This is a genomic window from Spiribacter sp. SSL99 (genome assembly GCF_009805925.1).
GTDB classification, from domain to species: Bacteria; Pseudomonadota; Gammaproteobacteria; order Nitrococcales; family Nitrococcaceae; genus Spiribacter; species Spiribacter roseus.
Genome location: NZ_MAOM01000020.1, coordinates 62,837 through 78,056, shown reverse-complemented (window position 1 = coordinate 78,056; position 15,220 = coordinate 62,837). Strand labels below are relative to the sequence as shown.

Sequence of the window (15,220 nt, the reverse complement as noted above, 5' to 3'; positions counted from 1 at the left end):
CGCTACATCCGCTCCACTTCTGATTTGCCCAGCAGGCCCGTGGGTTTGAACACGAGCACGAGAATGAGGATCGAGAAGGTAAATACATCCTTCCACTCGCTACCAATCCACGGCACCAGGGTGCCGAAGGATTCGAGCAGGCCCAGGATGAGACCGCCCAGCATGGCCCCGGTAATGCTGCCGATACCGCCGATCACCGCGGCGGTGAACGCCTTGAGGCCGATGAGAAAGCCCATGAAATACCAGATGCTGCCGTAGTAGGCGCCCGCCATGGTGCCGGCGGCGGCCGCGAGCCCCGAGCCGATCAGAAAGGTGATGGCGACGACCCGCGAGACGTTGATCCCCAACAGCCGGCACATGTCCTTGTCGATGGATACTGCGCGCATGGCGCGGCCATACATTGTCCGGCTCACGAACAGCTCGAGCGCGATCATGAGCAGTCCGGCGATGGCCACCAGCACCACGGCCTGGTGGCTGATGAAAAGGCGTCCGAATTCAAACCCGCCAAAGCCGAGGTCGGTGCGGAACGCCGTGTACTTGCCGTCGGTCAGGCTGAGGGCGCTGTTCTGCAGCACCAGCGAGACCGCCAGCGCGGTAATCAGGATCGAGAGCCGCGGCGCCGAGAGCATCGGCTGATAGGCGACCCGCTGAATGATCACGCCGAGACAGCCGACCGCGATCATGGAAACCAGAATGGCAATGCCAAGGCCGAACCAGCCCGCCCCGACAACGCCCGAGATCAGTGAGAGCACGCCGAAGCCGACGAACGCGCCCACCATATAGACATCGCCATGGGCGAAGTTCAGGAGCTTGATCACACCGAAAATCATGGTGTAGCCAAGCGCGATCAGCGCGTAAAAGGATCCCAGCACCAGGCCGTTGACGATGGCCTGGAGGAATGTCTCAAAGGCCGGCATGCCAAGCCCCCCGTTGACTCTGCCTGAATGAAGCGGCGCGGGCCCGCGCCGGGCCCGCGCCGCGATTCAGCCCGTTAGTTTTCGAAGAACGTCCAGGCGCCGTTTTCGCCCTCGAGGATGATGAAGTTGCTGCGGGCCAGCGTGTTCTCGTCGGTGAAGCGGATCGGGCCGGTCAGCCACGACTGCCCGTCCGTCGACTCGAGCACGTCGATCACGGCCGCCGAATCGGTCGTCCCGGCGGTCTCCATGGCCCAGGCGAGCAGCTTGAGGCCGTCGTAGTTGAGCGGGGCGTAGGGACCCGGGCTCTGGCCGTACTCGGCCTCGTAGTCGTCGATGAAGTCCGCCGCGGCGGGCAGGAACTCGGCGGTGGGGTTGGAGAAGGCGAACACGCCCTCGGCCGCGCCACCGGCGATCTCGAAGAGCTGCGGCGAGTTGGAGCCATCACCCACGGCGATCATGCCGCGGAAACCGCCCTGACGGAGCTGGCGGATCATCAGGCCGCCATCGGCGTAGTAGGCCGTCCAGAACACCGCCTCGGCACCGCTCGAGCGCACGTTGCTGACCACGGCCGAAAAGTCCTGCTCGCCCTTGTTGACCGTCTCGCGGGTGACCACCTCGTGGCCCATCGCCTCCCAGCGCTCAACGGTCAGGTCGGCCAGGTCCTGCGAGTACGAATCGCCCTGATCGATCACGGCCAGGCGCTCAATGCCCTGTGACTCGAAGAACTCGGCCGCCTTTTTCGACTGATCCGCCCCGGTGGAGTTGATCATGAAGGCATTGCCGGGGTTGGCGGGGATGAGCTGGGTGGAGTTCGACGCGGTGATCACGAACGGCAGGCCCTCGTCGCCGTAGGTCTTGAGGGTCGGCATCGTGGCGCCCGAGCAATACCCCCCGACGATGCCCAGGACATCGCGCGAGACCAGGTTGCCGGCGGCGTTGACGGACTGCTGGGGATCGCAGGCCGAGTCGCCGTTGATCAACTCGATCTGCCGGCCCAGCAGGCCGCCGTCGGCGTTGATCTCTTCGGCCGCCAGTTCAGCGGCGTTGTACATGTCCTGACCGTAGGTCGCCTCGGAGCCCGTGGTGGGCACCTGCACGCCGATGACAATGGCATCGTCCTGGGCCTGCGCGGCCCCGCCCAGACCCACGCCCAGGGCGACGGTCGTGGCGATTGCGGTGATTGTGATTTTCATCGGATGAGCCTCCAAAAATTGTATACAGTTTACGGTTTAGACGATCGTGACCCTTCGCGCAAGCATTACCTACGCTGCGGTGCGCCATATCGGGGCACCGAGCACCGAGTAATCCAGGCTCACGCCCAACCCGGGGGCAGTGGATGCGGCCATCTCGCCCCCGCGACGCTGCGGGGCCCCCAGGGCGAACGCCCGGGTGACGTAGCTGTTGAAATCGGTGACGGAAAAGCGCGCCGCCTCGGGCGTCGAATGGGCCAGATGGGCAATGGCCGCGGTGGCCACATCGCCGCCCCAGGTGTCCTCCAGGGTCATCACGATCCCCGATTCCATACACACATCGCGCATCCGATGGGCCCGGGTGAGTCCTCCCACCTTGGCAATCTTGATGTTGACCGCGTCCATTGCTCCATCGTTGATCGCTTGCAATAACCACGCCATCCCGTCCACCGACTCATCCAGCACGAACGGCCGGGCCGTCGCCCGCCGCACCTGCAGACAGCTGCGATAGTCGGCGCAGGGCTGCTCGATGGCGACATCGAGATCGGCCACCGCCGCGGCCACACGCAGCGCGGCGTACTGGCTCCAGCCGGTGTTGGCATCGGCCACCAGTGTGTCCCCCCGGCGCATGACCGCCGCGCAGGCGTGAATGCGGTCGATGTCGGTATCCGGATCGCCGCCCACCTTGAGCTGGAAGCGGCGATAGCCCTGGGCCTGGTACTCGCGGCAGCGCTCGGCCATCTGCTCGGGGCTTTGCTGGGAAATGGCGCGATAGAGGCTGATGGTCTCGCCATATCGGCCCCCCAGAAGGTGGCAGACCGGCTGACCGGTGGCCTTGCCCAACAGGTCCCAGCAGGCCATGTCGATGGGCGATTTGACGTAGGGATGCCCGCGCAGGGCGGCATCCAGATGATGGCTGATCTGCATCGGGCGGGTCGGGTCCATGCCCAGCAGCCCGGGGGCCAGCTGCTGCAACCCGGCGCGGGCGCCGGCGGCGTAGGCCGGCAGATAGGCCGGGCCCAGCGGGCAGACCTCGCCAACGCCGGTCAGGCCGGCATCGGTCTCGATCTCCACCACGGTGCTGTCGAACACGTCGACGCTGTTGCCGCCGGACCAGGCATAGCGGCCTTCGTGCAGCGGCAGATCGACCTGGTAGACATTGATCGCGGTTATCTTCATCGCACTCCCCTCAGTCATTGGCCCGGCGCACCGACAGGAAGTCGAGCAGATCGTCGCGCGCGGCGAGGATGTGCTCGTTCAGCAGGCGGCTGGCCTCGGCGTTATCGCGCTCCTCGCAGAGGGTGACCAGGCGGTCGTGCTCTTCGCGGGCACGGGCATTGTTGTGATCCGAGAGATTGAGCTGCAGACGCAGGTAACGGTCGGCATTGCGGTGCAGCTTGCGCAGGATGTCGAGGCTGCGGTGACGGCCCGCCGGCGCGCAGAGCGTGGCATGCAGGCGCCAGTTGAAGTGGCCCCACTGGCGCTCGGCCGAAGGCGCGGCCAGGTTCTCGTCGAACTGGGCGAGCACCTGACGGGCTTCGGCGATGACCTCGGAGGTGATGTGCGGCAGGGCGCGCTGGAGCAGGTCCACCTCGATCAGGGCGCGCAGATCAAAGATCTCGCGGATCTCCTCAAGCGATAGCACGCTGACCGCGTAGCCCTTATGGGCGGTCTGTGTGACCAGCCCCTCGCCTTCAAGCTGCAGAAGCGCCTCGCGCAGCGGGATCCGGCTGACCCCGAATTCGGCGGCAAGGGTGTCCTGGCGCAGGGGGGCTCCCTCGGGAAACTCCAGGGTGAGGATGCGCTCGCGCATCTCGCTGACCAGCATCCCGGCCACTGTCTGCCGGCCGCTACTACTCTGCAGATTCATTGTCGTTGACCATCCCTATCCCGAAGGATAACTTTATACAATATACAATGGCCGACCGAAAGGCGGTCATCACCCACAGGAGGAGCAGACCCATGATTCCCGATTGGCGCGGCATCTACCCAGCAGTCACCACGCAGTTCCATCCCGATCACAGCCTCGATGTCGCGGCGACGGAACAGGTCGTCGACAACCTCATCCGCGATGGTGTGCATGGCCTGGTCATGCTGGGCACCTGTGGCGAGAACACCTCGCTGTCCGACGAGGAAAAACGCGAGGTCATCCGCGCGGCCTGCCGGGTCAGTGCCGGCCGGGTGCCGGTGATCTGCGGCGTGGCCGAGTTCACCACCGAGGCGGCCTGCCGCTATGCGCGCGATGTTGAGGCCATTGGCGCCGATGGCATCATGATCCTGCCGGCGATGGTGTACAAGGCGGACCGGGGCGAAATCGTCCACCACATCAGCACGGTCGCCAATGCCTGTTCGCTGCCGGCGATGATCTACAACAACCCGGCCTCGTACGGCATCGACATCGACCCGGAAACCCTCGTCGAGCTGTCCCGGACACCGGGCATCGTCGCCGTCAAGGAGTCCTCCGAAGACCCGCGCCGGATCAACGACCTCATCAACCGGGCGCCGGATGCGCTGGCGATCATGGCGGGCGTGGACGATGTCGCGCTGGAGTGCATGGTGGTGGGCGCGATTGGCTGGGTATCCGGCTTCGCCAACGTCTATCCGCGCGAAAGCGTGGCGATCTACGACCATCTTCAGGCCGGGCGGATCGAGCCGGCGGTGCACCTGTACCGCTGGATGATGGACTCGCTGCATATGGACACCGACCCCAAGCTGGTGCAGATGATCAAGCTCGCCGAGCAGATCGCCGGTCGCGGCAGCGAGACCGTGCGCCTGCCCCGCCTGCCCCTGGTCGGCGATGAGCGCGCTCGGGTGACGGCGGTCATCGAGCAGGCCCTGGCGACACGGCCGTCCGTCTGAGCCATGGCACGGCATACGTTTTTCTGCATTGACGGCCACACCTGCGGCAACCCGGTGCGGGTGGTGGCCGGCGGCGGGCCGCGGCTGCGCGGCGACAGCCTGAGCGGGTACCGCCAGGACTTTCTGGCCCACTACGACTGGATCCGCCAGGGGCTGATGTTCGAGCCCCGCGGCCACGACATGATGTCGGGCTCGATCCTCTACGCCCCCACGCGGCCCGACTGTGACCTGGGGGTGCTGTTCATCGAGACCTCGGGCTGCCTGCCGATGTGCGGGCACGGCACCATCGGCACCGTCACCACCGCCATTGAGGAAGGACTGGTCACGCCGACCCAGGCCGGACGGCTGGCGCTGGAAACGCCCGCTGGCAAGGTCGAGGTCAGCTACGAGCAGCCGGGGCGGTTCGTCGAATCGGTGAGTCTGCGCAATGTGCCGGCCTGGCTTGAAGCGCGTGATGTCGAAGTGGATGTCCCCGACCTGGGGCGGCTGCGTTGCGACATCGCCTATGGTGGCAACTTCTACGCCATCTTCGATCCCCAGCCGGGCTTTGAGGGTCTGGATCAGCTGAGCGTGGACGATATTCTGCGCCTGTCACCGCAGGTACGCCGGCGCCTCAACGCCCTGATTGATCCGGTCCATCCGGACGACGCGACGATCCGCGGGGTCTCGCACGTGATGTGGACCGGGCCGGCACGCGATCCGGCGGCCGATGCCCGCAACGCGGTGTTCTATGGCGACCGGGCCATCGATCGCTCGCCCTGCGGCACGGGCACCTCGGCGCGCATGGCGCAGCTCCACGGCCGCGAGCGCCTGGCGGTGGGCCAGCGGTTTGTCCATGAAAGCGTGATCGGCAGCCTGTTCACCGGCGAGGTTCTGGGCACTGAGATCATCGGCCCGCATACCGGCATCCGCCCGCAGATCACTGGCTGGGCCCGGGTCACCGGCTACAACACGATCTTCATTGATGATCGCGACCCCTTCGCCCTCGGCTTTTCGGTGAACTGACCATGCGCACACTCGACCGCCAGCAGACCCTCGAGCGACTCGACTATCCGGCCCTTGCCGACGCCTGCGCCCGGGTGCTGGCGAGCGCCCGGGCCGGACACACCGAGTGCCCCGCCCGCGGCGCCATGGGGCTTGCCGAGGGGGGTACGCTGCTGCTCATGCCTGCCACCGATGGCCGCCTCGCAATCACCAAACTGGTCACGGTCCACCCGCACAACAGCCGCCATGGCCGCCCGACCATACAGGGCGAGATGGTGGTCCTGGACGCCGCCACCGGCGAGCGTCAGCTGCTGGTGGACGGGGGCGCCGTCTCGGCCCGGCGGACGGCGGCGGTGTCGCTGCTCGCCGCCCGGCAACTGGCACCCCGCACCGATACCCCGATGCTGGTCTATGGGGCCGGCACCCAGGCCCGCACCCACCTCGAGGCGTTCCGTGATGGCCTGGGTCTGCGCGAGGCCTATCTGTACTCGCGCACCCGCTCCCGGGCCGAGGCCCTCGCCGCCGAGATGAACCAGGCCGGCATGCGCGTCAGCGTGATCGATGATCCGGCCACGGTTCTGGATACGGTCCGCGTCATCGTGACGGCCACCACTTCGACACGACCGATCCTGCCCACCGCGCTGCCCGCCGACACCTTTGTGGCCGCAGTGGGCGCGTTCCGTGCCCATATGGCGGAAGTGCCGCCGGCGCTGCTGGCCCATGGCCGGGTGGTCATCGACACGGCCGAAGGCGCCCGCGAAGAGGCGGGCGACCTCATCCAGGCCCATGAATCCGGGCATTTCGACTGGCGGCAGGCCACTTCCCTCGAGGCCGTGGTGCTGGACCAGGCCCAGCCGGTGGGCGGCGGCCCGATCATTTTCAAAAGCGTTGGTCAGTCTCTCTGGGACCTCGCCGCCGGCCAGGTCCTCTTAGAGTCTCTGGACCGACACCACACTTCATCGACGCAGTAGGGCTTTATGACGATCACAGCCGATCAATTCATTGCCGGGACCCGGACCGCGGCCGGCCGCAACCCGTTCAACGCCCGCGACGCCGCCAGTGGCGAACCGCTGGACCCGGCCTTTGCCGAGGCCACGCCGCAGGAGGTCGACCGGGCATGCCGGGCGGCGGCCGATGCGGCCGATACCCTGGCGGCCGCCGGACTCGAACAGCGCGCGGCGCTGCTGGAATCCATTGCCAGCGGGCTCGATGAACGGGCCGATGCCTTTGTCGAGCGCGCCGGCGCCGAGACCGGACTGCCCGAGGCACGCATTCGCGGCGAGCTGGCCCGCACCACCGGACAGCTGCGGCTGTTTGCCGGCGTCGTCCGCGAGGGGGCGTTTCTGGGCGTTCGCATCGAGCACGGCGATTTCGATCTGCGCCAGCGCAATATCCCCCTGGGGCCAGTGGCCGTATTCGGGGCCAGCAACTTCCCACTGGCCTTTTCGGTGTGTGGCGGTGATACCGCCTCGGCGCTGGCGGCCGGATGCCCGGTGGTGGTCAAGGCCCATCCGGCGCACCCTGGCACGTCAGCCCTCGCCGCCGAGGCGGTGGAAGCGGCGGTCGCCGAGCACCGGCTACCCGGCGGCGTGTTCTCGATGCTGCAGGGCGCCGAACATGCCCTGGGCGCCGCACTGGTGCAGCATCCCGCCATCCAGGCGGTGGGCTTTACCGGCTCGCAGCGCGGCGGCCTCGCCCTGCAGCGCCTCGCCGCCGAGCGCCACCGGCCGATCCCGGTGTATGCCGAAATGGGCAGCGTCAACCCGCTGTTCATCCTCCCCGAAGCCCTCGCCCAGCGCGGCGGCGATATCGCCTCGGGACTCGCCGGTTCAGTGGCCATGGGCTGCGGGCAGTTCTGCACCAAACCCGGCGTCGTGTTTCTGCGCCATGACGCGGGGTTCGAGGCGTTCCGCGACCAGCTCGCCGGCGCCATCGCCGCCATTCCACCGGCGGTCATGCTGCATGAGGGGATCCTGTCGGCCTATGAATCGGGCTGCGCGCGGCTCGATGCCGCCGACGGGGTGAGCCGGCTGGCAACGGGCGAAGCGGCCGATGGACGCGCCCGGGCCATGGCATTCATCACTGACCTCGAGCACCTGCGCCAACAGCCGGAACTGGCCGACGAGGTGTTCGGCCCGGCGGTGCTGATTGTGGTGGTGGACGCCGCCACGCCCTTCACCACGGTGGCCGCTGATCTCGACGGCCAGCTGACCGCCGGTATCCACGCCAGCGATGCCGAACTGAGCGGGCATGCCGCGCTCATCCACCAGCTCGAACAGCGCGCCGGGCGGGTGCTGTTCAACGGCTTTCCCACCGGCGTACAGGTCGGCGAGGCCATGGTCCATGGCGGGCCCTATCCCGCCACCACCGACAGCCGCAGCACCTCGGTGGGCACCCGGGCCATGGAGCGCTTCCTGCGCCCGGTGGCGGTGCAGGACATGCCCGCGGCGGCTCTGCCACCGGCGCTGCGGGATGACAACCCGCTGGGCCTGCCGCGGCGGGTGGACGGCATCGACCAGCCCGGGACGCGGCAGTGACGCCGACCGCTCACCATTACCGCTACACCGATCTGCATGCGGCCGGTGAGCCGGTGCGCATCGTCACCGACGGGGCCCCGCCGCTTGCCGGTGACACCCTGCTCGAGAAACGCCGCGACGCCATGACCCGGCACGACCGGGTGCGCCGGCACCTGATGCTCGAACCCCGCGGCCACGCCGACATGTACGGCGTCTGGCCGGCCGCGGCCGATCACCCGGACTGTGCACTGGCGGTGCTGTTCATGCACAACGAGGGCTACAGCACCATGTGCGGCCACGCCACCGTCGCCCTGGGGCGCTGGGTGATCGACACCGGCCTTGTCACGCCGACGCCCCCGGTCACGCACTTCAACCTGCAGTGCCCCTGCGGCCCCGTGGCCGTGCGCGTGGAAACACCGGCCGACGGCCCCATCGGGGCGGTCAGCTTTGACAGCGTGCCGGTCTTTGCTGGTCCGCTGGCGCAGACCCTGACACTGCCCGGCCATGGCGCGGTCAGCGTCGATATCGCCTACGGCGGTGCTTACTACGCGGTCGTTCGGGCGCGTCGACTGGGCCTTGATCTGGCCGACAGCCCGACGGAGTCCCTGGTGCAGGCGGGTCGCGGGATCATCCAGGCGGGACGCGCGCAGCTGACGATCCGCCATCCCGATGCCGCCGATCTGGGCTTTCTGTATGGCTGCATCATCACCGACGGGCGACTGCCCGGCGAGTCGCCGGCGTCACGCAACCTGTGCATCTTTGGTGGCGGCCAGGTCGATCGCAGTGCCACTGGATCCGGGATTGCCGCGCGGCTGGCGCTTGGCCATCGCCAGGGGCTGATCGGTCCGGGTCAGGCCTGGGATGTGGCGGGGCTGAGCGGCGTCGCCTTCCGTGGCGTGATCCGCGAGGTGGATGCCGATGGGCATCTGATCGTGACAGTCACCGGGACCGGGCATTACAGCGGCAGCGGCCGGTTCGAGGTGGAGGCCGACGACCCCCTGCCCGATGGCTTCGAGGTGCCGGCGCGGCTTGCCGACCCTGGCGGCTAGTCAGGCCGGCTTGAGGATGACCTGGTCGGTGCCCGTGCTGGCCAGCCGGTAGGGCACGGCGCTGCAGGCAAAGCGGCGGATGATGCGTTGCGCCTGGGCGTGGGCCTCGCGCGAGGGGCCACTGATGACGATGTCACAGCCGCGGTATTCAACGTGACAACTCTGCTGCGCGACGCCTGCCATGAAACCATCTCCGCGTATTTTGGTGCACTGCAAAGGCGCGGAGTCTGACGCTGGGGCGGGCGGGAGTAAAGGCTCTGTCATTCGCCTTTATCAATGATTGACGCCAAGCACTTCGGGTCGGATCAATGCATGCAGACGCCGGCCCGGCTCAAGCCGCAGGGCAGCCACTGACTGGCGGGTGACATGCGTCCACAACGCCGCGCGATGGCCCACCGCCAGGCGCACGCGCACCACGCCGTCGCGCTCGTTCTCGAGGGCCTCGACCCGCACCGGCAGGCTGTTGAGCATGCTGGTGGCCATGGGCGGCTCGAGGCTCAGCACCACGTCGCGGGCGCTGACCCGCAGCATCACCGGCGCGCCCGAGCCGGGGTTGATACCGCTCACCCGAAGCCGCCCGGCGTCGGTGGCCAGTGTGGTCAAGCCCCAGTCGTTGTCCCGGGCCACCACCCGGCCCGGCCAGACCACGGCCGGCTCGGTGAGCCCCAGGATGGGCCAGTAGTCCGGCGCCGAAAACAGATCGCTCACCGGCGCCTGGGTGATCAGCCGCCCGGCCTGCATGAGGATCATGCGATCCGCCAGCGAGAGCACCTCGTGGCAGGCGTGGGTGACCACCAGCAGCTGCACGCCGAAACGCTCGGGAATGGCCCGCAGCAGCGGCATGATCTCGCGCTGGCGCGCGGCGTCCAGCCCGCTCAGGGGTTCATCGAGCAACAGCAGCCGCGGCCCGGCGAGCAGCGCCCGACCCAGCGCCACGCGTTGCGACTCGCCGCCGGAGAGCGCCGCGGGACTCTGATCAAGCAACGCGCGCAGGCCAAGACCCTCAATCACCTCGGCACGGCCAGGGCCGTCGCCCCGCCGTCGGCGTTCGGCAAAGTCCAGGTTTCCGCGCGCGCTCAGATGCGGGAACAGCCGGGTGTCCTGGAACACCAGCCCAACGGCACGGCGATGCGGCGGCAGGCGCACCTCCCGGCCCTGCCAGGGCTGATCGCCATGCCGGATCCGGCCCCGGCACGCCGGCTCGAGCCCCGCCAGGCAGCGCAGCAGGCTGGTCTTGCCACAGCCCGATGGACCGAACAGCGCGGTAATCCCCGACTCGATCCGGTCCGCCGCCCGCAGCTGGAAGCCCGGGCGCTCGAGCGTCACGTCAAAATCCAGCGGCCGCGCCGTCACAGCCCCACCCCCGTGCGCCGCCGGCCGTTGAGCGTGTAGATGATGAGCAGCGCCACGAACGAGAACACCAGCAGCCCGGCGGACAGGGCATGGGCGGCCGCGTAGTCGAGGGTCTCGACATTTTCGTAGATCGCGATGGCGACGGTGCGCGTCTCGCCCGGCAGGCTGCCGCCAACCATCAGGATCGCCCCGAACTCCCCGAGTGTGTGGGCGAAGCCGAGCACGATGGCGGTGACAAAACCCCGCCCCGCCAGCGGACAGGCCACCGTCACGAACGCATCCAGCCGGCCCGCGCCCAGCATCGCCGCGGTCTCCAGCGGCCGCGGGCCGATCCCGCGGAAGGCATCGCGCAGTGGCTGGACGACAAACGGCAGCGAATAGAGCACCGAGGTGATCACCAGACCGGTAAAGCTGAAGGTAAGGGTCTGACCGGTCACTGCCAGCCACGGCCCTCCGACCGGTCCCTGCGGGGCGAGCAGGATCAGCATGTAGAAGCCAAGCACCGTGGGGGGCAGCACCAGCGGCAGGGCCACCACCGCATCCACCGCCACCCGCCAGCGGCTGCGCCCCGTGGCGAGCCACCAGGCCAGCGGAGTGCCCAACACCAGCAACACCACGACGGTCACCGCGGCAAGCTGGAGGCTGATCCACACCGGCGTGAGGTTCATCGCGACCCACCCGCCGGGCGATAGCCGAACGACGCCAGCACGTCGGCCGCCGCCGGCCCGCGCAGAAACGCGAGGAAAGCCCGGGCCTGATCGGCGGATGCCGTCCCGGACAGAATGACCGCGTCCTGGCGGATCGGAGCATACAGCTGCGCTTCCACCGGCTGGTGGTCGCCGGCCGGACCCTCATCGAGGCGGGTGTAGGACGCCGCGACCAGCGCATGGCTGACATTGCCGGTCGCCAGATACTGCAGGGCCTGGCCGACGTTCTGCCCCTGAACGATCCGCTCACTCAGCACCGACCACTGTCCGCTTGCCTGCAGCGCCTCACGGGCGGCCCGACCGTAGGGGGCAAGGGCCGGATTGGCGATGGCGAGCCGTGTCACTGACGAGCGCTGCAGCCCGGCCAGGCCATTGACGGGCAGCTCGACACCGGGCCGGGCCCAGAGCACCAGCCGGCCACGGGCATAAGTCATGCGCGAGTCGGCAAGCGCCGCGCCCTCGGCCACCAGCCGTTGCGGCCGGGCCTGATCCGCGGCCAGAAAGACATCATAGGGCGCACCCTGTGTGATCTGGGCGTAAAGCTGGCCGGTGGCGCCGGCACTGATCTGCAGCGCGGGGCCACCCTGCCGGTGGTAGACGTCGGCCAGGGCCTCGAGCGGTGCCAGAAAGTTCGAGGCCACCGCCACTTTCAGCGGTGCGGCCCATGCCGGCGCGACCAGCCCCAGCAACAGCCCGGCGAGCAGCCACTTGAGCAGCGCGGAGCCACGCCCCGCGCCGGGCGCCAATGCGGCCTGATCGCTCATGTTTCCCTTTCGGCGTTATGATCCCAGTCGTCATCCTAACAAGAGAGCCATCGCATGAGGGTGCTGTTCATCCTGCTCGGCGGTATCGCCACACTGATTGTGGCGGGCATTGCCGCGCTGTTCCTGCTGTTCGATCCGAACGACTACCGCGACTCGCTGACCGCCGCGGTCGAGGATCAGCTGGGGCGCTCGTTCGTCATCGAAGACGAAATCGGCTGGAGCCTGTTCCCGCGGCTCAGCCTTGATCTGGGTGGCATTCGGCTGGGCAGCGGGGACGGGTTTGACGACACCCCGCTACTCAGCGCCGAAGGCGTCAGTGCTGGCATGGCCGTCATGCCGCTGCTATCGGGCCAGATCCAGCTGGAGACCCTGACCATCGATCAGCCCACCGTCCGGCTCATTCGCAATGGCTCCGGACAGGCCAACTGGCAGATCGGCACCGCCCGTGACGGCGCCGGCAAGGGCGGCGATGCGGGTGGTGCCACCGGCGGCCTGCCGGACTGGCTGGTCGGCCTGAGCCTGGGAGGAATCGATCTGTCCGGCGGGCGGCTGCTCTACACAGACGAGACCACCGGCGAGCGCCTCCGCGCCGATCCGGTCACCCTGGACCTGGGAGCCATTGCGCTGGGTGAGACCGCTCCCATCACCTTTGAAGCCGCCATCGAGCGGGGCGACGAACAGTGGCAGACGCGCATTGACGGCGATCTGATCATCCGCCGCGATCACACCCTGTCACTGCGCGACACCACGGTCAGCGCCAACGATCTGACACTGACCGCGCTGAACGCCGATGTCGTCCAGACCGGCGAGGGCTGGCGTATCCATCCGCTGGGCGCGGATTTCTACGAGGGCGCGTACACCGGTGACATCCGCCTGGCTAGCCAGCAAAGCCGTCTGCCGGTCACATTTGACGAGGGGCTCAACGGCGTCGCCATGGGGCCGCTGCTCGAGGCGCTCACCGGCATCGACCGCCTGACCGGCACCGCCGGGATCAACGCCGACGGCGAAATGGCCCTGTCGAGCGGGGCCGCGCCGCTGTCCACGCTCAACGCCCGTGGCGATTTCAGCATCCGCGACGGCGCGGTGAAGGGGGTCAACATCGCCCGCCTGATCCGCGAGGCGCTGGCCCGCCTTCAGGGTGAGACACCGCCCGCCGCCGATGCCAACCCGAGCACCGATTTCACCAGCCTGACCGCCAGTGTGGTCGTGCGCGATGGCGTGGCCCGCAGCGATGACATCGCCATGGACTCGCCGGTGCTGCGGCTGCGCGGTGAGGGTCAGACCGACCTGGCCGCGCAGCGCCTGGACCTGTCGCTGGATGTCAGCGTGGTGGGCAGTCTCGAGGGACAGGGGGGTGAGCCGCCGGAGTCGCTGCGGGGCGTGTCGATCCCGCTGCAGATCGAGGGCAGCTGGAGTGATCCGTCCATCCGGCTGAACATCGCCCGCGTGCTGCAGGAAAGCCAGGGCACGCAGATCCGCGAGCGGGTCGAGGAAGAGGTCGACAGACTGCGCGACCGGCTGGAGGGGCTGCTCAACTGATGGCCGTGGCGCAGCCTCCGACCCGGGACGGATTTGCCCCGGCGGTACTCGAGTGGTTTGACCGCGCGGGCCGCCATGATCTGCCCTGGCAGCATCCGGCGACGCCCTACCGGGTGTGGATCTCGGAGGTGATGCTGCAGCAGACCCAGGTCACCACCGTCATCGCCTACTTCGAACGCTTCATGGCCCGGTTTCCCGACGTCGAGACGCTGGCGGCGGCAAGCCTGGACGAAGTACTCAGGTATTGGGCGGGACTGGGGTACTACGCCCGCGCCCGCAACCTGCATCGCTGCGCGCAACGGCTGGTGGACGAATATGCCGGCGTCTTCCCCGACGACCCAGCCGCGGTGGCCGACCTGCCCGGGATCGGTCGCTCCACCGCCGCCGCCATCCTGTCGCTGTCCCGGGGCACGCCTGCGGCGATCCTGGATGGCAACGTCAAGCGGGTCCTGGCGCGCTACTTCGCGGTGCCCGGCTGGCCGGGCCGAAGCGCCGTGGCCCGCGAACTGTGGGCATACAGCGAGGCGGTGACGCCCACCCAGCGGACCGGCGACTTCAACCAGGCCATGATGGATCTGGGCGCCACGCTCTGCACCCGCCAGCCCCAGTGCCCGCGCTGTCCGCTGCAGTCGGGCTGCCAGGCGTTCGCCCAGGGCAATCCAGGCGCCTATCCCGGCCGCCGGCCGAAGCGGGAGAAACCGCTGCGAACCACCACCATGATCATCATTGACGGGCCCGAAGGGATTCTGCTCGAGCGCCGGCCGCCCACGGGAATCTGGGCCGGCCTCTGGTCACTGCCCGAGGCAACGGCGCCGACCGAGGACTGGGCCCGGACTGAGCGCGGGCTGGAGATCGAGCTGATGGACGATACACTGCCGCCGCTGCGCCACGAGTTCACCCACTACAGCCTGACGATCCAGCCGGTTCGCGCCCGGTTACTGAGCGATCATGGCATCGAGGATGCCGACCGGCTCTGGTATAAACCGCATACCGACAACCCACCCGGGCTGCCGGCCCCGGTGCAACGCCTGATTCACCAACAGGAGCTCGATCATGAGCGATGATACCGTCCACTGCATCAAACTCGGCCGTGAGGGCCAGAAGATGAAACGCCAGCCCTACCCCGGTGAACTGGGCGAGCGGATCATGGCGAACGTCAGCCAGGAAGGCTGGAAGATGTGGCTGGGCCACCAGACGATGCTGATCAACGAGTATCGACTCTCGCCGATGGACCCGAAGGCACGCACATTTCTTGAGCAGGAGATGGAGAAGTTCTTCTTTGGCGAGGGCTCGGCGCCGCCGCCGGATTTTCAGCCCGAGGACTGACCCGGGACGGCGGTGC

The 15,220-nt window shown here is 68.2% G+C and carries 16 protein-coding genes; 8 read left to right on the top strand and 8 right to left on the bottom strand.

Features of this window, described 5'->3' with window-relative positions; all coding sequences use genetic code 11:
* Positions 1-2: 2 nt before the first annotated feature.
* The 4 genes from BA899_RS08665 to BA899_RS08650 all read right to left on the bottom strand — a co-directional run bounded on the left by BA899_RS08665 (position 3) and on the right by BA899_RS08650 (position 3,977).
* The gene (locus BA899_RS08665) at positions 3-917 is read right to left on the bottom strand and encodes a branched-chain amino acid ABC transporter permease (protein WP_144347020.1); all 915 of its coding nucleotides are present in this window, start codon (positions 915-917) and stop codon (positions 3-5) included.
* Positions 918-991: 74 nt separating this feature from the next.
* Positions 992-2,110, bottom strand: coding sequence for a branched-chain amino acid ABC transporter substrate-binding protein (locus tag BA899_RS08660; protein ID WP_159300355.1), 1,119 nt, complete (start codon positions 2,108-2,110; stop codon positions 992-994).
* A gap of 69 nt (positions 2,111-2,179) precedes the next feature.
* Entirely contained in the window at positions 2,180-3,286 is a 1,107-nt protein-coding gene (locus tag BA899_RS08655; protein ID WP_148121531.1) for a cis-3-hydroxy-L-proline dehydratase, read from the bottom strand.
* A 10-nt stretch (positions 3,287-3,296) separates the two neighbouring features.
* Positions 3,297-3,977 carry a GntR family transcriptional regulator gene (locus BA899_RS08650; RefSeq protein ID WP_069133866.1) on the bottom strand — a complete coding sequence of 227 codons (681 nt, stop codon included), beginning with the start codon at positions 3,975-3,977 and terminating at the stop codon, positions 3,297-3,299.
* Positions 3,978-4,069: 92 nt separating this feature from the next.
* On the opposite strand from BA899_RS08650, the gene BA899_RS08645 reads away from it, so the two are divergent.
* From BA899_RS08645 to BA899_RS08625, 5 genes are read left to right on the top strand one after another with little or no spacing between them, the layout of a single operon-like run.
* On the top strand, positions 4,070-4,966 hold the full coding sequence (locus tag BA899_RS08645; protein WP_148121530.1) for a dihydrodipicolinate synthase family protein: 897 nt from the start codon (positions 4,070-4,072) through the stop codon (positions 4,964-4,966).
* Between the two features lie 3 nt (positions 4,967-4,969).
* Entirely contained in the window at positions 4,970-5,971 is a 1,002-nt protein-coding gene (locus BA899_RS08640) for a 4-hydroxyproline epimerase (protein ID WP_159300354.1), read from the top strand.
* Between the two features lie 2 nt (positions 5,972-5,973).
* Positions 5,974-6,921, top strand: a complete 948-nt coding sequence (locus BA899_RS08635; protein WP_159300353.1) for a delta(1)-pyrroline-2-carboxylate reductase family protein — start codon at positions 5,974-5,976, stop codon at positions 6,919-6,921.
* 6 nt (positions 6,922-6,927) lie between these two features.
* Positions 6,928-8,487, top strand: coding sequence for an aldehyde dehydrogenase (NADP(+)) (locus BA899_RS08630; protein WP_159300352.1), 1,560 nt, complete (start codon positions 6,928-6,930; stop codon positions 8,485-8,487).
* Complete coding sequence (locus BA899_RS08625; RefSeq protein WP_198515223.1) at positions 8,484-9,515, top strand: proline racemase family protein; 1,032 nt, start codon at positions 8,484-8,486, stop codon at positions 9,513-9,515. The genes BA899_RS08630 and BA899_RS08625 overlap by 4 nt, the downstream gene beginning before the upstream one ends.
* On the opposite strand, the gene BA899_RS08620 is transcribed toward BA899_RS08625, so the two are convergent.
* From BA899_RS08620 to modA, 4 genes are all read right to left on the bottom strand, one after another.
* Positions 9,516-9,698, bottom strand: a complete 183-nt coding sequence (locus BA899_RS08620; protein ID WP_069133861.1) for a hypothetical protein — start codon at positions 9,696-9,698, stop codon at positions 9,516-9,518.
* A gap of 90 nt (positions 9,699-9,788) precedes the next feature.
* Positions 9,789-10,868 (bottom strand): molybdenum ABC transporter ATP-binding protein, encoded by a 1,080-nt coding sequence (gene modC, locus BA899_RS08615; protein ID WP_148121526.1) that lies wholly within the window; start codon positions 10,866-10,868, stop codon positions 9,789-9,791.
* The gene (gene modB, locus BA899_RS08610) at positions 10,865-11,536 is read right to left on the bottom strand and encodes a molybdate ABC transporter permease subunit (RefSeq protein ID WP_148121525.1); all 672 of its coding nucleotides are present in this window, start codon (positions 11,534-11,536) and stop codon (positions 10,865-10,867) included. The genes modC and modB overlap by 4 nt, the downstream gene beginning before the upstream one ends.
* Positions 11,533-12,339 carry a molybdate ABC transporter substrate-binding protein gene (gene modA, locus BA899_RS08605; protein WP_148121524.1) on the bottom strand — a complete coding sequence of 269 codons (807 nt, stop codon included), beginning with the start codon at positions 12,337-12,339 and terminating at the stop codon, positions 11,533-11,535. Before modA ends, modB begins: the two co-directional genes overlap by 4 nt.
* A 54-nt stretch (positions 12,340-12,393) precedes the next feature.
* Between modA and BA899_RS08600 the strand changes: the two genes are divergently transcribed.
* The 3 genes from BA899_RS08600 to BA899_RS08590 are packed head-to-tail and all read left to right on the top strand — an operon-like array spanning position 12,394 to position 15,204.
* The gene (locus BA899_RS08600; RefSeq protein WP_148121523.1) at positions 12,394-13,878 is read left to right on the top strand and encodes an AsmA family protein; all 1,485 of its coding nucleotides are present in this window, start codon (positions 12,394-12,396) and stop codon (positions 13,876-13,878) included.
* Positions 13,878-14,942, top strand: coding sequence for an A/G-specific adenine glycosylase (gene mutY / locus BA899_RS08595; RefSeq protein ID WP_148121522.1), 1,065 nt, complete (start codon positions 13,878-13,880; stop codon positions 14,940-14,942). Before BA899_RS08600 ends, mutY begins: the two co-directional genes overlap by 1 nt.
* The gene (locus tag BA899_RS08590; RefSeq protein WP_110882341.1) at positions 14,932-15,204 is read left to right on the top strand and encodes an oxidative damage protection protein; all 273 of its coding nucleotides are present in this window, start codon (positions 14,932-14,934) and stop codon (positions 15,202-15,204) included. Before mutY ends, BA899_RS08590 begins: the two co-directional genes overlap by 11 nt.
* Positions 15,205-15,220: the final 16 nt, after the last annotated feature.